At 39.8% G+C, this 16,731-nt stretch carries 15 protein-coding genes; 4 read left to right on the top strand and 11 right to left on the bottom strand.

Annotated elements, in window-relative coordinates; genetic code table 11:
- Nucleotides 1–16: 16 nt before the first annotated feature.
- Nucleotides 17–694: a hypothetical protein gene (locus tag KZC02_RS00765; protein WP_221392346.1), complete on the bottom strand. Its 678-nt coding sequence runs from the start codon at nt 692–694 to the stop codon at nt 17–19.
- 281 nt (nt 695–975) lie between these two features.
- Here KZC02_RS00765 and KZC02_RS00760 point away from each other — a divergent pair, with 281 nt between their 5' ends.
- Nucleotides 976–1,896: a sugar phosphate isomerase/epimerase gene (locus tag KZC02_RS00760; RefSeq protein ID WP_221392345.1), complete on the top strand. Its 921-nt coding sequence runs from the start codon at nt 976–978 to the stop codon at nt 1,894–1,896.
- A gap of 66 nt (nt 1,897–1,962) precedes the next feature.
- Here KZC02_RS00760 and KZC02_RS00755 read toward each other — a convergent pair whose 3' ends face one another.
- On the bottom strand, nt 1,963–3,126 hold the full coding sequence (locus KZC02_RS00755) for an MFS transporter (protein WP_221392344.1): 1,164 nt from the start codon (nt 3,124–3,126) through the stop codon (nt 1,963–1,965).
- A gap of 344 nt (nt 3,127–3,470) precedes the next feature.
- On the opposite strand from KZC02_RS00755, the gene KZC02_RS00750 reads away from it, so the two are divergent.
- Entirely contained in the window at nt 3,471–4,982 is a 1,512-nt protein-coding gene (locus tag KZC02_RS00750) for a serine hydrolase (RefSeq protein ID WP_221392343.1), read from the top strand.
- Between the two features lie 266 nt (nt 4,983–5,248).
- On the top strand, nt 5,249–5,869 hold the full coding sequence (locus KZC02_RS00745) for a DUF6134 family protein (protein ID WP_221392342.1): 621 nt from the start codon (nt 5,249–5,251) through the stop codon (nt 5,867–5,869).
- Nucleotides 5,870–5,896: 27 nt separating this feature from the next.
- Here the strand turns inward: KZC02_RS00745 and KZC02_RS00740 are convergent, their stop codons facing one another.
- From KZC02_RS00740 to KZC02_RS00710, 9 genes are all read right to left on the bottom strand, one after another.
- On the bottom strand, nt 5,897–6,832 hold the full coding sequence (locus tag KZC02_RS00740; protein ID WP_229254439.1) for an efflux RND transporter periplasmic adaptor subunit: 936 nt from the start codon (nt 6,830–6,832) through the stop codon (nt 5,897–5,899).
- A complete protein-coding gene (locus KZC02_RS31300) occupies nt 6,796–7,023 on the bottom strand; it encodes a hypothetical protein (RefSeq protein ID WP_229253931.1) in 228 nt (75 codons plus the stop codon). The genes KZC02_RS00740 and KZC02_RS31300 overlap by 37 nt, the downstream gene beginning before the upstream one ends.
- Nucleotides 7,024–7,049: 26 nt before the next feature.
- Complete coding sequence (locus tag KZC02_RS00735) at nt 7,050–10,310, bottom strand: efflux RND transporter permease subunit (RefSeq protein WP_221392341.1); 3,261 nt, start codon at nt 10,308–10,310, stop codon at nt 7,050–7,052.
- 98 nt (nt 10,311–10,408) lie between these two features.
- The gene (locus KZC02_RS32380) at nt 10,409–11,398 is read right to left on the bottom strand and encodes a TolC family protein (RefSeq protein WP_255637159.1); all 990 of its coding nucleotides are present in this window, start codon (nt 11,396–11,398) and stop codon (nt 10,409–10,411) included.
- A complete protein-coding gene (locus KZC02_RS31290) occupies nt 11,326–11,796 on the bottom strand; it encodes a TolC family protein (RefSeq protein ID WP_255637158.1) in 471 nt (156 codons plus the stop codon). Before KZC02_RS31290 ends, KZC02_RS32380 begins: the two co-directional genes overlap by 73 nt.
- Nucleotides 11,797–11,968: 172 nt before the next feature.
- The gene (locus KZC02_RS00725; protein ID WP_221392340.1) at nt 11,969–12,886 is read right to left on the bottom strand and encodes an AraC family transcriptional regulator; all 918 of its coding nucleotides are present in this window, start codon (nt 12,884–12,886) and stop codon (nt 11,969–11,971) included.
- A gap of 169 nt (nt 12,887–13,055) precedes the next feature.
- Nucleotides 13,056–13,478, bottom strand: a complete 423-nt coding sequence (locus tag KZC02_RS00720) for a hypothetical protein (protein WP_221392339.1) — start codon at nt 13,476–13,478, stop codon at nt 13,056–13,058.
- 399 nt (nt 13,479–13,877) lie between these two features.
- Nucleotides 13,878–14,759: a bestrophin family protein gene (locus KZC02_RS00715; protein ID WP_221392338.1), complete on the bottom strand. Its 882-nt coding sequence runs from the start codon at nt 14,757–14,759 to the stop codon at nt 13,878–13,880.
- Nucleotides 14,756–15,343, bottom strand: a complete 588-nt coding sequence (locus KZC02_RS00710; protein WP_221392337.1) for a PolC-type DNA polymerase III — start codon at nt 15,341–15,343, stop codon at nt 14,756–14,758. Before KZC02_RS00710 ends, KZC02_RS00715 begins: the two co-directional genes overlap by 4 nt.
- A gap of 129 nt (nt 15,344–15,472) precedes the next feature.
- On the opposite strand from KZC02_RS00710, the gene nspC reads away from it, so the two are divergent.
- Nucleotides 15,473–16,630, top strand: coding sequence for a carboxynorspermidine decarboxylase (gene nspC / locus KZC02_RS00705; protein WP_221392336.1), 1,158 nt, complete (start codon nt 15,473–15,475; stop codon nt 16,628–16,630).
- Nucleotides 16,631–16,731: the final 101 nt, after the last annotated feature.

Here is a 16,731-nt window from a genome sequence, read left to right as displayed (position 1 = left end):
TAGTATCTAGTTTAGGTTATTTTAAATATTGATTAATTTTATTCAAATCAGAATTTATCTGATCAACAAAGCTTTTATATGTTACTTCAAAATTTTCTTTATTCGCATTAATTTTGGCACTTTGCTCAGTAATTTCTCCTGAAATTTGACCTAACCGGTTTTTATTATCATCAATTTTCTTTTGTAGGTTAGCCATTTCCTGCAGAAAAGCAGCATTGTTTTCTTCCAGTTTTTTATGCTCTTGCTGTAATGAGCCAACCCGGTCACCGATCGCTTTTTCCACATCTTTAAGAAAAGAATTTCTGTCTTTATCCAAAATAGCCAGATACTGATCGGCGGAAGATTTTAGAACAGTGGTTTCTTTCGCACCTCCCATGGCCTTAAAACTCGCCCAGGCGGCTTGAAACTGCTTGTCTTCACCCAAACTCAGGCCTTCCATACTTTTTAATGCCTGTTTGTATTCAAAATAATCGGGTCCGGGTAAATTTGCTTTTTCGAGCAAATCCACAAAATGATCCACAAATTTCCGGTCAACATTTGCTGTTCCGGCTACATTAGGTACTGTCGTGGTAGGCGCCTGTTTTGGCTGCTCTATAGGTTTTTCATTCGTTTGGGCTAATGTTACCGGCTCAGTACTTTCTTTGATAAAAAAGCTTATTATTTTTTTGCCAATACCCTGTTCAGAATCTGCCATAAGTACGTTTAAGTGTTTAGATTCATCAATTTCTTATGTCAATATTACTAAAATTCAAAGGATTTACTATTGCAGGATAGTTACAAATGGTAGCCTGGATTGATGAAACCGTTTAAAATTTGGATGAGTTTTTAGAGAAAAGTGTAAAACGGGTGTTTTTTCATTTCATAAACTGAAATTCACTGAGATCTTATCAAGATTTCTAAGTGTTATTCTTAATTTCACGAGCAGTCACATTCGGTCAGTTTTTTTAAATGCCCATTTCATAATTTCGTGCCAATATGCTTAAATTAGGTTTTAACAGCGCCATTCTTGCTGATTTCGGTTTTGATCATGTAATAAAGTTTGCAGCCGGACATGGTTTTTCCTGTGTGGAAATGATGTGCTGGCCTGCCGATAATACAGATAGCCGGCGATATGCAGGGGTTTCCCACATTGATGTCAATAATCTGACAGCAGAAAAAATAAACGGAATTAAGTATGCCATAAAGGAGGCGGGAATTTTTATTTCTGCATTAGGTTATTATCCTAACCCTCTTGACGCTGATCCGAACCGTTCAGAGTTTTTTATTGAGCATATCAAACAGGTGATCAGGGCTGCCGCCAAATTAGAAATTCCGGTTGTAACTACATTTATTGGCCGTGATCCTTCCAAAAGTGTCAAAGATAATCTTGCCCGGTTTGCAGACGTTTGGCCGTCAATTGTGAAAGTAGCAGAAGAAAACAATGTTAAAATCGGGATTGAAAATTGTCCGATGTTTTTTACGGACGACGAGTGGCCGGGTGGCAAAAATCTCGCGGTCAGTCCTGCGGTCTGGGACCGCATGTTTGAAGTTATTCCAAGTCCGGTCTTTGGGTTGAATTATGATCCCTCACATATGATTTGGCAAATGATGGATGAAATAAAACCTATTTATGCTTACAAGGACAGATTGCACCATATACATTTAAAAGATGCCAAACTATATAAAGACAAACTGGACAGGGTAGGGATCATGGCGAATCCTCTTGAATATCATTCTCCGAAGCTCCCGGGATTAGGGGATGTGAACTGGCGTGGTTTCTTTGGCGCACTGACGGACGTCCGTTACCGTGGTCCGGTGGTCATTGAAGTGGAAGATAAAGCATACGAGTCAAATGTTCAGGATGTGATCAGTGCAATACTGACCAGCAGAAATTATCTGAAGCAGTTTCTGGCATAGAAACTTTCCAGGACCAGGTTCCCCGTCTGAAGAAAGGTAAAGCTTGGTCATGGAAAGTGTCAGATATTATTGGATCAATTTTGCTTTTGAAGACAGCAGAGTAGTCAGAGAAGCAAGCATACCAACAATGGCAAATGACCAGCGGAGATCTGCAAATTGTGCCACTATACCAATCAGTGGAGGTCCGATCAAAAATCCGATAAAACTGATGGATGAAACCGCTGCAAGAGCCATGCCGGCAGACATGGTAGTTGATCTGCCGGCAGCACTGTAAACAAGCGGAACCACAGAAGAAACTCCAAATCCTACCAATAAAAAACCAATAGTTGCAGTGACCAGAAATGGGAACAATACGGCAATTGCTAAACCGGTTCCCATTAAAAGGCCGCTGATCTGTAACATTTTTTTCCTGCCAATGCGGTTAGCCAGCCAATCACCAGCAAAACGTCCGCCGGTCATGGTGCCCATAAAAGCAACATAACCAAGTGTTGTCATTGATGCCGGAACGTGTACGGCTTCCATAAAATAAACACCACTCCAGTCAAACATAGCTCCTTCACAAACCATGGCACAAAAACCGATTAAACCTAAGATCAACAAATCGCGATCCGGTTTAACGAACATTGGCTGAGATTCGCCGCTGTTTTTCTCACTGTCAGGCATCGTATGTTTGTAAGCGGTGAAAATTACAACGAAAGCAACCAGGGCAATAATGCTAAAATGAATTTGCGGCGGAACATGAATAGATATAAATAAAGATCCGATCATGGCACTTACAAATCCCGCCATACTCCACAAACCGTGAAAGGAAGCCATAATTGATTTGCCAAATGCCTGTTCAACTGCAACAGCCTGCGTATTAACTGCAATATTGGTAAGGTTTCCCCAAAGACCAAAAGCGAATAGAGCAATTACCAGGTGTTCCGTACGGGTTACAAAACCAATAAAGGCAAGTGTTGTAGCATAGAGAACTGCACCGATAAGTACCATTTTTTTACTGCCATAATGCGTTACCATCCAGCCTGAAATAGGCAAACTGGCCATTAAACCAATTGGTAAAGCCAATAAAACAGTTCCCAATCCACCTTCTGTAAGGTGAAGCATATTTTTAATATCCGGTATGCGGCTAGCCCAGGCTGCGAAACTTAAACCCTGAACAAAAAAGAAAGCAGCCACTGCAATACGCAGATATTTTCGGGAATCGGAGGGGGCGAAAATTGAATAATTCATAATTGTGTTCATTTTTGCTGGAATAATAATCCAACTATTCATTCTAACTAACTTAATATAACTTTTTTTATTTTTCTTAATTACACATTCATACCGGAATAGTCACATAATCTAAATTAAATCTATCCCTGATGCAAAATTAACGCATTGATGCCGAATAAGATTCACAATAATTGTATTATTTAAATAAAATAAAAAAGCACTGTTTGTATTATTTCAAGAAATTAGAAATTTTATAAATATTGTCCAATATTAAAATGGATATGTTCGGTTTTGTAAGAAGAAAGTTTGGTTCAAAATCACTAAATTCACCATCATACCCGTTAAAATAAGCTCATTACAATATGAAATTGATATTAACTCCACTCTTTTTACTCTTTTCCGTCCTTACATTTTCCCAAGCTCCCAATTCTGAACGCCTTAACAAAATAAAAGCAGCTATTCCGTTTATGGAGAAGCTTTATAAGGAGTATGCAGATAAAAGCCATTTTCCGGCGGTGGCTTTTGGCTTGGTTGTAGATGGACAACTGGTTCATAGTGGAGCAATAGGCTTTACTGAAATTGCTACTTCAACCAAAGCTACCTCCCAATCAATGTTTAGAATTGCTTCTATGTCTAAAAGTGTGGCTGCAATGGCAATTCTGGCTTTGCGGAAAGAAGGAAAACTCAAACTTGATGATCCTGCATTCATGTACATTCCTGAGCTAAAATCAATGCCTTCGCTCACTGCCGATTCGCCTCCGATCACTATAAGGCATTTGCTGACACATATGGCAGGTTTTCCTGAAGATAATCCATGGGGTGACCGTCAGCTTGATACTAAGGATGAGGAGCTGATCGATTTGATCAAAAATGGGATATCATTTTCCAATACACCGGGCATTACATATGAATACAGTAATCTGGGCTTTGCAATTTTGGGTAAAATTATTGGTAATGTTTCTGGCAAGACTTATCAGCAATATATCAATGAAACCATTTTCAGGCCATTGGGTATGAACCACACGATTTGGGAATATACCGAGGCTCCGAAAAATTTACTGGCTCACGGCTACCGTTATGAAGATGAGATCTGGAAAGAAGAGCAATTAGAGCACGATGGAACCTATGGCGTCATGGGCGGACTGATTACCTCCATTGAAGATTTTGGAAAATATGTTGCATTTCACCAGTCGGCATGGCCGGCAAGTTCAGCTAAGGAAACGGGGCCGGTCTTGAGAAGCGATTTGCGGGAAATGCAGCAGCCCTGGAATTTTAATAATCTTAATCCCAGTTTTAAATATCCGGGCGGACGTACCTGTGCGATGGTTTCTGCCTATGGCTACGGATTGCGTTGGAGTAAAGACTGTGAAGGCAGGGTAGGAGTCGGACACACGGGAGGTTTGCCCGGATTTGGGAGTCAGTGGCAGATTTTGCCGGATTATGGTATCGGGATTATAGGTTATGCCAACAGGACCTATGCGGGTATGGCAACAATCAATACAGCAGTATTGGATACAATTATTGCCCTGGCAGGCTTAAAGCCGCTTCCTGTTGCTGTTTCGAAAATTCTTAATCAGCGTAAACAGGAATTAGTGAAGTTGTTACCAGGCTGGAATAATGCTGAGCAGAGCGGAATATTTGCCGAAAACTTCTTTCCTGACAGATCCGTTCAACACCGCAAAAAGGAATGGGACCTTTTGTATGCAAAAACTGGTGAAATTATTTCTGTTGGTGAAATGATTGCCGAAAACCAATTACGGGGATCATTTACCATTAAAGGGAAGCAGGGAAATATTAACGTATATTTTACCTTATCTCCCGAAAATCCTGCACTGATACAGCAGTTGGACTTCTCCATAGCCAGGGAAAAGTAAAATCTATATTAACTACAAATTATTTTAGTATACATGCCTAAAACTTCTTAGATCATCTTTTAAAACGGATATAGCCAAATTATTACAAACAGAATCAAACATTTAGAAAATTTTATATATTTTTTAGAAGTTATTCAACGTTTAAATAAGTACTTCAGCAAAAGCACGGTTTTATAGCGAATGAATATTTCATTGTTCCTGAACAGTTTGGAACAAAAATTTTATAGTAAATACCAAACCGGCATTTGTACTAAAAACCATCGTTCATGAAATTATTCAGCTTCACGTTTGTATCCGTATTATTGCTTATTTCATTTCAGGTAAAATCCCAAACCAATGTTTATGATGTGATCGTGGCTGGACGAACCATAGGTTCGCTAAAAGTATTTGATGATGCCGGGACGAATAATGTGGAAACGCATAGGATAGAATCAAAGTTTAAATTGTTGTTCTACTCCGGAAAATACTCAACACAAACAAGCTTTGTACAAGGGCAACTCGTTTCTGCCGTTTGCGCACATGAGGTGAATGGTGACCTTAAAGAAAAAACGCAAACCAAATCCAGTGTAAAAACGTTGTATGAGGTTTGGTTTTCTGGCGAAGACGCAGATAAAAAGCCAAAAAAGGAATTCAATTCTCCAATTAATAATACAGTTACAAGCCTTTATTACAAAGAACCTGTAAATATCAACGAGGTATACTCGGAGCGATATGGGCAGATGTGTGCCATCAAAAAGACGTCAGAAGGTAATTATGCAGTTTCCTTGCCAGATGGAAAGAAGGGAGTTTATACATATAAAAATGGCCTGTGCAGGGAAGTGAAAACGGACCTGGCTGGTTTTAAACTGAGAATCGTTCTTAATGAAGGAAAAAATGCCCTTCATTAAGAACGATTCAGGATCTAAGATCTTAGACTATATCGTTACGGTTTTGAAGTTTTTAATTTCAGATTTGTCTCTTATCTCTTCATTTACTGCTTTCACAAATACATCACCCTCATTCACATCACCGAATATCTCGGTTTTACCATCGTTGCTTGTACCTACTTTAACAGGAACCCAGGTCGCTTTCTGATCGGCTACTTTGATAACAAATATTCCCGTAGTAGAATTTAGGACGGCAGTAGTAGGTACTATAAAAGAACTTGAACCGCTGTTTAATGGTATTGTGACCTCTGCGATCATGCCGGGCAACAATCGTTTGTCATTGTTCGCTACATCCATTTCCACACGCTGGGAACGCAAACGTGTATCAAGCGCCCCGGCCAAACGGGAAACTTTTGCAGGGAACTTATCATTCTGCAACGATTTTACTTTGAAATTAACTACACTGTTACTTTTCAAATAACCGCTATATGCCTCCGGAACACTTACTACAAGCCTTAATTTTCTTTGTTCTACCAATGTGAAAATCGGAAATTCCGAGCCTTTTCCTGATGGGCCCACATAGGCACCTGCACTTACATTCCTTGCACTGATCACACCGCTGAACGGAGCCCTGATTTCCAGATAATTGCGCGTATCACTTATTTCTTTACTTGCGGATTTTGCAGCCTCCAGTTGAGCCAGATCAGAGTTTTGTCTGGCAAGGGCTAGGTCCAGGTCGTTCTGGGAAACAGTTCCCGGAGTTTTGCTGGTTTCAAGCAACCTGTCATAACTGGCTTTGCTCGCCAGGTACATAGCTTCCTGGGATTTTAATTTTGACTGGCTACTCGAAAATTGAGCCGTTATTTCAGGAGCTTCCATAGTTGCCAGTAATTGTCCCTGTTGTACCTCCGTTCCGACATCGGCATGCAGCTTTTTAACAAAGCTGCTTACTTTGGCATAAAGATCAACCTGCTGAAACGCAATGAGTTCGCCAGGAATCTGTAAGTCGGAAGACAGCTGCCCTTTTTTAATACAAAACCTTCAATTACAAGCGCTTCAACCGGTTTTTCTGCTGTTTCCTCTTCTTCTTTTGCTTTTGAAGAACCACAATTTTGAAATGTTACGGCGGCAGCAACAAGCAGGAGTGAAAATGTGATGTTTGACAAATATTTCATCTTAATTAATTTTTCGATTTAGTATTTTAATGACTCATTGGAACATAGAACTCGCTCTCTTCGTCTTCCGGATCAAGGGAAACGCTTTGCGTGGTAGCTTTGCCTTGTCCCCATGCAAATGCCAGTGGTAATATAAATAAAGCTGCAAAGGTAGAAGCAATCAAACCGCCAACTACTGCACGGCCAAGTGGCGATGACTGATCACCTGCTTCACCGAGTCCGCTGGCCATTGGGATCATACCCACGACCATTGCCACCGCTGTCATCACAATTGGACGTAAGCGCAGGGAAGCTGCTTCCTTGGCGGAAATGATCGCATCACCGTTATATTTTCGCAACTGTTCTGCATTGGTTACCATCAGAACTGCATTGGAAATAGAAACCCCGACAGACATAATAATTCCCATATAGGATTGCAGGTTTAGTGTTGAGCCTGTAATCATTAATAAAGCCAGTGAACCCAAAATTACAGCTGGAACAGTAGCAAGTACAATTGCCGAAACCTTAAAAGACTGGAAATTAGCCGCCAGCATCAGGAATATAACTACGATCGCAACGATCAATCCGTTTTGCAAACTATCCAGTGTATCGGTTAAAGTTTGGCTCATACCTATTAATTCCACACTCAGCCCGCGCGGCAATTCACCAAGCGAATTGATCGCAGCCTGTACATCTGTCTTTGCTACCCCAAGATCTATGTTATTTAAATTGGCGGTAACAGACAAAACCGGCATTGCACCTAAGTTATCATTTTCACCATATGTTGTGTCGGCAGTTATTGTTGCCACATCGTGTAATATCGGACGGCTTGAATTTTTGAGTAATGGTATTTCACCAATATCATTGATGCTGCTCATTTTACTTTCCGGAACCTGCACCTGAACCGAATAACTTAAACCCGCCTTTTCGTCAACCCAGATGTTCTTATCCGTATAACGTGAAGATGATGTGGAGGCAATCAGCGAACGTGATACATCATTCATATCTACACCGAGCTGTGCCGCACGAATCCGGTCCACTTCTATATTTATAGCCGGGTATTTATTAGATTGTCCCAGTTGTACATCGCGCAGATACGCTATTTTTTGAAGTTTAGCGATGATCTTTTTGGCATAATCCTCATTTACTTTCTTGTTTCTGCCCGACATCCTGACTTCAATCGGAGTAGGGGAGCCCTGACTTAATATTTTATCTGTCAGTTCTATTGGCTCAAAGGACAACGCCACATCTGGCATTGATTCACGAACACGCGTTCTAATTTTCTCTTTCAGTTCATCCAGATTAGTATGAAAATCCTCTTCTAATGCTACCTGAACTACCGCTTCCTGCGGACCAGCCATCCATAAATAAAGCGGACTTACAGAAAATAATCCAGGGTGCGTTCCAACATAGGCCGACGTAACCGATACATTTTCTTTTCCTACTATTTCTTTGATGAGTTCGATTGTTTTAAGCGTTTTTTCCTCAGTCCGTTCAATCCTGGTACCTTCCGGAGCACGCAGCCTCACCTGGAACTGGCCCCCGTTCACCTTTGGCAATACATCTTTTCCAATGTTGGTTAACATCAGAGCTGCCAACGCCGTAGACACAACCAGATAGCCAACAACAATAGACTTGCGGTAAGGCATCATCCGGTTGATAAAGCGCATAAACCGGCTTCTTACACGATCAAAAATACCAACTTTTTCATTATGTTCATCGAGATGCTTTTCTGCAAGATGTGCTTTTTGATCGGCACTGCTTTTGCCTAATCCGGATGCTGCAAATTCTTCTGCATCAGTCATTTCACTGCCGTCCGATTTTTTATGATGTTTTATTTTCATAATCCAGTTAGCCATAACGGGTACAAATGTCTGAGCCAGAAAATAGGAGATGATCATACTGAAACCAATTGCAAGTGCTAATGGTAAAAAGAGCGATCCCGGAATTCCTCCCATTGTAAAGGCTGGCGCAAATACGGCCAAAATACAGAACAGGATCAATAGCTTTGGAAATGCTATTTCCTGACAGGCGTCCCAGATCGCCAGCGCTTTGGGCTTGCCCATGTCAAAGTGCTGGTGAATATTTTCGATCGTTACTGTACTTTCATCCACCAGAATACCAATTGCAAGAGCCAGCCCGCTCAGCGTCATGATATTAATGGTTTGCCCGAATAAATTCAGGAACAAAACGCTTGAAATAATTGCAGTCGGAATAGTTAATATCACGATCAGAGCACCACGCGGGTCACCAAGGAAAAGCATTACCATCAGGCCCGTCAGGATGGCACCAATTGCGCCTTCTGTAAGTAAGCTCATCACGGAGTTCATTACATACACCGACTGGTCAAACTCATAACTGACCTTCACATCGTCAGGAAGTGTACTTTGAATTTTTGGTATCGCTTTTTTAAGATTTTGAACAACTTCCCAGGTAGATGCATCAGCGCCTTTTGCAATACTTAAATAAACAGATCTTTTGCCATTCACCAAACCATATCCGGACGTTATATCAGCTCCGTCTTCCACAGTGGCAACATCTTTCAGGTAAATGTTCTGTACTCCGCCTTTAAATAAAGGTATGTTTTCAAAATCCTTAACATTCCGAATTGTCGTATTGGTTGGTGTAATATAATTTTTATCCCCAATCCTTACATTGCCCGAGGGAGCAGTCTGGTTATTAACTTTAAGCGCCTCCACGAGCTGATCGGCGGTCATATTATGTGAGCGCAGCAATTCCGGATCTGCTTTAATTACGATCGTACGCACGTTACCACCAAACGGAGGAGCCGAAACTAAACCCGGAATGGAAGTGAAATTCGAGCGTACATAAACATTGGCCATATCCAGCAGTTCATTGTTGGTACGCTTATCACTGGTTAAAACCAATTGGCCTACTGGCAAAGTAGAGGCATCGAAACGGATAATGAACGGCGGATTGGAACCGGGAGGAAAAACGGCCTGAATACGATTGGTAAAAGAGCCAAGCTCGGCGGCGGCCTGAGCCATATCCGTACCTGGGTAAAAATTCAGTTTCATTAATGTTAATCCCTGAATATTTTTGGTCTCAATGCTTTTGATACCGTTTACATATAGCAGGATATTGACATATTGTTTACCAAAAAAGGTTTCCATCTGGTTAGGTGTGTAACCTCCAAACGGGTGGGCTATGTACATAACCGGCAAATCCAGCTTGGGAAAAATATCCACCTTAATCGTGCGTACTGCATTAATCCCAAAGAAAAACAAACCAGCAACAAGCACGATAATAGTTATGGGCTTGCGTAATGCGAAACGAATTAAATCCATATATTCTTAATTTTTATCATAATTCATCAGGATTATCTTTTATCAGGTAAAGCCGTTTATTATCAGCTGAATCAACTTGATTTAAGTCCTCTCACTCCTTATTTCATAAATACTCCGAAATCACCTGCCGCTGCCGCTTTCAGTAACAGAGCCTGCCAAACGTTAATAAAGGCAACATCCCTGCTTGTTTCTGCGCGGTTCAGGATATATAATGCCTGGGTGATATCAACAATATTGCTCAGGCCATTTTTATATAATACACTTTTTTGCAAATAGGCATCTCCTGCGGATTTTACCTGTATGGGTGCTTCCAGAAAATTAGCCGTTGCATTTTTGATCTTGTTTTCTGACAATAACAATTGATTTTTGATCCGGTTATCCACTACATTATATTCATCCTGTAAAGCATTGGATACAAATTTTTGGGACAAAACCTGCTTTCTGATCCTTAAAATGCTGGTCACATTCCAGGTAGCGGCAACACCTAAAAGATAATTTGCCCTGACTGGCTTTACGCCTTCAAAATAATTTTGGGTAAATGCATGCTGATCGGTGGCATAATTTGAAGAAAAACCGGCACCTCTGCCCTGGAAGACGCCGAACATAGATAAGGTCGGATAGCTTAACGTCTGGAAATATTTTGCCTGCTGGTTACTCATTTCAATCCGGTTGGCATAATACTGTAACAGCGGATGATTTTTAGCACTGTAAGCCGAATCTGAAGGAAGTTCGGGCATTTTTGAAACGAAAATAGTATCCAGTGTAAATTGTTGTGAAACAACTCCCATGAGTTGCGCAAGGTTATTTGCCTGTTCCTGTTCATAATCCCTGGCTTGTATTATGGAAATTTTCGCGTTGGATACTTCGGCATTTGCCAGTGACGAATCTACTCCGGGCAGCAGGCCATTTTTAGCTCTGGTTACAACTACATTTTTCAAAGCCGTTGCACGATCCAGATTTTTTTCCCACGATCTGATTAAGCGTTGTGCCGCAAGCAAATTAAGATATGCGCCGGCTACCCGTACCTGATGCTGAAATTTTTCCTGATCCAGATCACTCTGATCGCGGGCAACAGCAGATTCAGCCACTTTGATTTTTTCTTTCGCACGGCCAAATGCAAAAATTCCCAGTTGACATTCGTCAAATAAAGTGAGCCGAAAGCCGAATTCCAGTTTTGCTGTGGCAATGGCAATCCGGACGATGCAACTGAAAGGCCTAGTCCATAAAGTGGCCCGTTCTGGCCATTAACTGTACCAAAATCCTGCTGCAATGAAAAATTAAGATTTGGTAAATAATCCGCTTTACTTTGAAGTACAGTTGCTTTTGAAGCGTTGACGTAATTTGATTTGGCTTTTAAAATACCATAATTCTCCTGTGCAGTATGAACTGCTTCCTCAATTGTTAAGATCTGCTGCGCATTAACAATCGTTGTAGAAATATAAAGGCTCAGCAAAATTGTGAAGCTGAAAATACCTTGTTTTGACATATTTTGTATGTAATTACGTATTCAAATAATTATGTAATGCAAACCAGAATTACGTGATCCTAAATTTGTGCTTTAGCGCATTCTGCAAACTTTTGTTTGGTGATGCAAAAGTAATTATGTAACTATTAGTTTCCTATACGTTTTTCAAACAATAAATTATAAAATTCAAATATTATACTCTGTGTGTTTCCCTGTAGGATTTTGGTGTTATCCCGGTTTGCTTCTTAAATATGTTGTTAAAATAAGCTGCATACTCAAATCCGAGGCAATATGCCACCTCAGTTACACTCCAGTTTGATTGTCTCAGCATCACTTTTGAATGGAGTATAACTTTCTCAATAATATGTTCAGTTGTCGTTTTTCCGGTAATTTCTTTTAGCGCCCGGTTCAGGTGGTTTACATGAATGGATAATCTGGAAGCATAGTCGTTGGCTGTTTTGAGCTGAAGTTTATGCTCGGGAGAATCTATTGGAAATTGCCTGTCTAATAATTCAAGAAAAAGAGAGGTAACCCTGGCCGAACCATTCATATGAGCACCGGCAGATTCGGAAGGCAGCATTTTCATTGCTTCATGAATAATCAGGTCTAAGTAACTGCGCATCAGGTCATATTTGTGTATGTAACCGGATTCGAGCTCTTTGCTCATTTTCTGAAAAATATTGAACAATTCGCTTTCCTGAATTTTATCAATATAAAACACCGGAATGGAGTCGCCTCTGAATAAAGGATTATCTGTTATGTTTTTGGCCCGGCTGCCATCATTAATGAAATCTTCTGTGAATAAGCAAAAATAACCAGCCTGTTCTTCTGAAACTGCCTGCCAGGAATAGGGAACGTTCCTGTTAAAAAATATCAATGCATTGCGGTTGATCTCTATTTCCTGATTTCCATAAAACAGCTTACCCTTTCCGATCAGCAATGAAATTTTGTAGAAATCCCGTCTGTTGTAAGAAGTATATTTTGTACAGTATTTCCTGGAAAATACATTAAAATGCCCATGTTCCCCATTTTTAAAATCCGGAAGTTTAGGTAGTCTTTGTGCAGCCGGATGATTACGGTAAAAATCTTCGAGTGTTTCATTGGTTATCATAGAGTAAAACTATGAAATTCAAATATTGAAGTACGAGACACCAAATTAAAAACGGATTAAATAAAGATAACTCCTATTATCATTATACTATTTCTTGTTTTTGAAATGAAAAAACGAAAAAAGCCGGTATCATTGCGATACCGGCTTTAAAATATGATATAATGCTTACTTAGTCGACCGTAGGATATAAAGTACTGTCAGAAGAAATCTGATAGTCGGCTGTCTCCATATTACTTTTACTTTGATAAGTGTTCTGGGTTTTGTAATTCCTTGGCGACAGGTGCGGGTTCAGGTGAAGGTTTTCCTTCTGATATGTACGTGTTACTACCAAAGCTGCCGGTCGTGGTGCATACTTGGGTGTAGTAGTTACAAACGTGTTCCTGTTTTGGCGTTTATAATAACTTTCGACGGTATTCAGGCTGGCAACTGTAATAGTTTTCCCTGTTGACTGCTTTGCCCTGGCTGCCGCTGCTTTGTTAGGATGTTTATAATTGTGAGTAGAAACACCGGCATCAACACTGGACTGAGCTCGTACTGATGTTATTCCAAAACCAGCTATTATAAGTGCTATGAAAAAAGATGATTTGAGCATAATTACATTCGTTTACGTTAATAAAGGAAGCGTCTTTTTACTGACATATGCAATAAACAACTTTTTGCATTTGAACAAAAACAGGCTTAAATTGATTGAAAATGCAGTATTTCTGTATATTGGTTTCTAAAGGAGTGCACATTTGGGAGATTTATGCAAACGGTTTGAAAATAGGATTAATATTACACCAACATGTAATTTAATTTTGAATATTTTATTGAAACAGGTTATAAAGGAGGTTGAAAAAATAAAATCGAATTGACTAAATTCTAATCAATTTTTAAGAATTGCCATGATAAATTCTAGTTATGGGATGAGTGATTAAGCCGTACAAATGTATCAGTAGAGTGAAGAAAAGCTATTCAACCGGTATTTGAAATAGCGTAATAAGTAAGGAAGCTACTTTAATAAAGCATTCGCGGAAGTCCTGATGCCATTACAAATTCTTTCAATTGGCAAATCGTTGGAATCTTCACCAAACGGATCTTCAATTTCCTCGGCAATAACTTCCAGGCTTGCCAGAATGTAAAAAACGAACATAACAAATGGAATCACTAAAAAATGCAGGCTGAAAACATACCCGATTGGTAAAGTGAGACAGTAGGTAAAGATAAATTTTTTAATAAATGAACTGTATGAAAGTGGAATAGGGGTGTTTTTAATACGTTCGCATGCCCCGCATATATCGGTAAATGATTCCAGCTCATTATTGAGCAGCAGCACATTTTCCGGAAGTAAAATTCCTTTTCTTTGTAATTCAATAGTTTTGGCAAATATAGCCGCGGCTATCTGATTTGGTACGTGATCCTGGATTGTTAGGAAAGACCTTTTAACAAGACTGGTTTCTTCAAATTCTTCTGACAAATATTTTCCACGAAGGTGGTTCTTCAAAGAAAAAGCGTAGTTAGGAACCATACTCCTGTAAAATGCACGTTCAGCTTCGTACTCATCACCTAAAAGGGCATTGATCTTTAGGCAAAGATTCCGGCTGGAATTCATCAGAGATCCCCATTGTTTTCTTCCTTCCCACCAACGGTCATAAGCAGTATTGGTACGAAAAACCAAAAGCATCGAAATTACAAATCCAAGCAGAGAGTGCATGATGGATATGTTTTTCAAATCCGTAGAATCTTTAAAATGCCAGTGAACTATCAATAAATAAGCTACAACTGCCGAATAAACACCTATCGTTAATATTAACGGTGTCAGTTTACGGACTGTATCTGCTTTTTGGAAATAAAATATATACTTAAACCACTCTTTCGGATTGTAATCAATCATACCAGTTTAACTTTGTCAATTAGTTTAAAAAACTCTTTGAAACATTTGGCTGTCAGCTGTGCGTCTTCCAGTGCATTATGTGTTTCTTCCTCCCGCTCAAAACCAAAATAGGTAGAAACAGATCCCAGGCTGAGAGAACGCGGAACAGTCTTGCCACTTTTTTCAAGAATTTGGAAAAATAGATAGGAAATGGTGTGAAGGTCAAGTAATTTGTTAGAAAATGACCATTTCATCTTTTCATTTCGGTATGCAAAACGCAAAAAATTGATGTCATTGATAACGCTCTGGCCACACATGATCACGTTTGAAAAACCAGGTTTTCCGGAATTGTGTTTTTTGATCCACTTTTCAAATTCCGGTATAACATCGTAAATCATGGGTGCGTCTTCCAGGTCAGACATTGATAAACCGTGTATCTCCTCTGATTTAACAGAAAATGCTTCTTCATTTTCCGGATATACATTTTGTAAATAAGTACCCAGGGACTTCCACTGATCGTCAAACAATTCAGCGCCAATTTGTATAATTTCGTTCCAGCCTGGTTCTGGTCCGGTCATTTCAATATCGAGTACGAGGAAGGACATGTTTTAAGAATAAATTGTTGTAAAACGAAATGAATTAAGTGTTTTAGGAACGCAATCCTATATTTTTGTGTGTAAAAGTAAAAAAACAATGGCTTTTGCCTGTCTTTCATCATTCTATTTATTTATAAAATGCCTGTTGATTACACTAATATACCCTCTCCATGCTTTGTCCTAGAAGAGGAATTGCTTCGTAAAAATCTGCAACTGATTGATTCAGTGCAAAAATCAGCGGGCTGCAACATTATTTTAGCACTGAAAGGTTTTTCCATGTATAGTGCGTTTCCTATCGTAAAAGAATATCTGAGTGGCGCCACAGCAAGTTCGCTAAATGAAATTAAGCTGATCAATGATTTCATGGGCTGTCAGGCCCATACTTACATGCCTGCTTATCTGGATCAGGAATTTACCGAAGTACTGGAACGCAGCAGCCATATTACCTTTAACTCATTAAGCCAATGGGAGCGATTTCAGGGCAGAGTTGAGGAATTTAAGAGAAATAAGCCCGAACATTCACTTTCCTGTGGAATACGTGTCAATCCGCAATATTCGGAAGTGGCTACTGAAATGTATAACCCTTGCGTACCCGGATCCCGGCTGGGAGTAACCCGTGATAAACTGCCTGATATTTTACCGGAAGGTATAGATGGTATTCACTTTCATACGCTTTGTGAAAACGGTTCTGATACCCTTGAACGTACACTGGAAGCAGTGGAAGCGCGTTTTGGTGATCTTTTGCATCAGGCAAAATGGCTTAATATGGGTGGAGGCCATTTGATGACCAGAGAAGGTTATGATATCGAGAAACTGATACGTCTGGTAAAAGGAATCAGGGAAAAATATAATCTTGATGTAATACTTGAACCCGGCTCCGCAATTGCGTGGCGTACAGGGAATTTGTTTACCACGGTATTGGATATTATGGATAGCCAGGGAATCGAGGTGGTTATACTTGATACCTCATTTGCCGCACACATGCCGGATACGCTGGAAATGCCTTACAAACCTGTGATCAGCCAGGCATACCAGGAACCGGTTGCCGGCAAGCCTACTTACAGAATGGGTGGTATGACTTGTCTGGCCGGAGACTTTATTGGTGATTATTCTTTTGACAATCCTTTACAAATAGGGGACAAAGTTATTTTTGAAGATATGATCCACTATACAATGGTAAAAACTACCACATTTAACGGTGTTAACTTGCCTTCCATTGGTATTGTTCGATCTGATGGTGTATTTAGGCTAATCAGAAGCTTTGGCTATGAGAGTTTTAAAGACAGGTTATCATAATTAGAAACTTTAATAATTGTTTTGTAACCATTTTTAACTTAGATAAAGGGTTGAAAAATCAAATTTTTCTGATTTTTCAACCCTTTATTTTAACCTGTAAG

It is taken from the genome of Dyadobacter sp. NIV53, assembly GCF_019711195.1.
Taxonomy (GTDB): domain Bacteria; phylum Bacteroidota; class Bacteroidia; order Cytophagales; family Spirosomataceae; genus Dyadobacter.
The sequence above is the reverse complement of the archived record's forward strand: the minus strand, read 5'-3'. Positions and strand labels throughout refer to the sequence as shown.

Excerpts from the sequence above, each read along its gene's own strand:
- KZC02_RS00735 (WP_221392341.1), bottom strand. The coding sequence starts at position 10,310 with ATGGATTTAATTCGTTTCGCATTACGCAAGCCCATAACTATTATCGTG.
- KZC02_RS00750 (WP_221392343.1), top strand. The coding sequence starts at position 3,471 with ATGAAATTGATATTAACTCCACTCTTTTTACTCTTTTCCGTCCTTACA.
- KZC02_RS00755 (WP_221392344.1), bottom strand. The coding sequence starts at position 3,126 with ATGAATTATTCAATTTTCGCCCCCTCCGATTCCCGAAAATATCTGCGT.
- KZC02_RS00760 (WP_221392345.1), top strand. The coding sequence starts at position 976 with ATGCTTAAATTAGGTTTTAACAGCGCCATTCTTGCTGATTTCGGTTTT.
- KZC02_RS00710 (WP_221392337.1), bottom strand. The coding sequence starts at position 15,343 with ATGTCCTTCCTCGTACTCGATATTGAAATGACCGGACCAGAACCAGGC.
- KZC02_RS00720 (WP_221392339.1), bottom strand. The coding sequence starts at position 13,478 with ATGCTCAAATCATCTTTTTTCATAGCACTTATAATAGCTGGTTTTGGA.
- KZC02_RS00745 (WP_221392342.1), top strand. The coding sequence starts at position 5,249 with ATGAAATTATTCAGCTTCACGTTTGTATCCGTATTATTGCTTATTTCA.
- KZC02_RS00725 (WP_221392340.1), bottom strand. The coding sequence starts at position 12,886 with ATGATAACCAATGAAACACTCGAAGATTTTTACCGTAATCATCCGGCT.
- KZC02_RS31300 (WP_229253931.1), bottom strand. The coding sequence starts at position 7,023 with ATGAAATATTTGTCAAACATCACATTTTCACTCCTGCTTGTTGCTGCC.
- KZC02_RS00715 (WP_221392338.1), bottom strand. The coding sequence starts at position 14,759 with ATGATTGATTACAATCCGAAAGAGTGGTTTAAGTATATATTTTATTTC.
- nspC (WP_221392336.1), top strand. The coding sequence starts at position 15,473 with ATGCCTGTTGATTACACTAATATACCCTCTCCATGCTTTGTCCTAGAA.
- KZC02_RS31290 (WP_255637158.1), bottom strand. The coding sequence starts at position 11,796 with ATGTCAAAACAAGGTATTTTCAGCTTCACAATTTTGCTGAGCCTTTAT.
- KZC02_RS00765 (WP_221392346.1), bottom strand. The coding sequence starts at position 694 with ATGGCAGATTCTGAACAGGGTATTGGCAAAAAAATAATAAGCTTTTTT.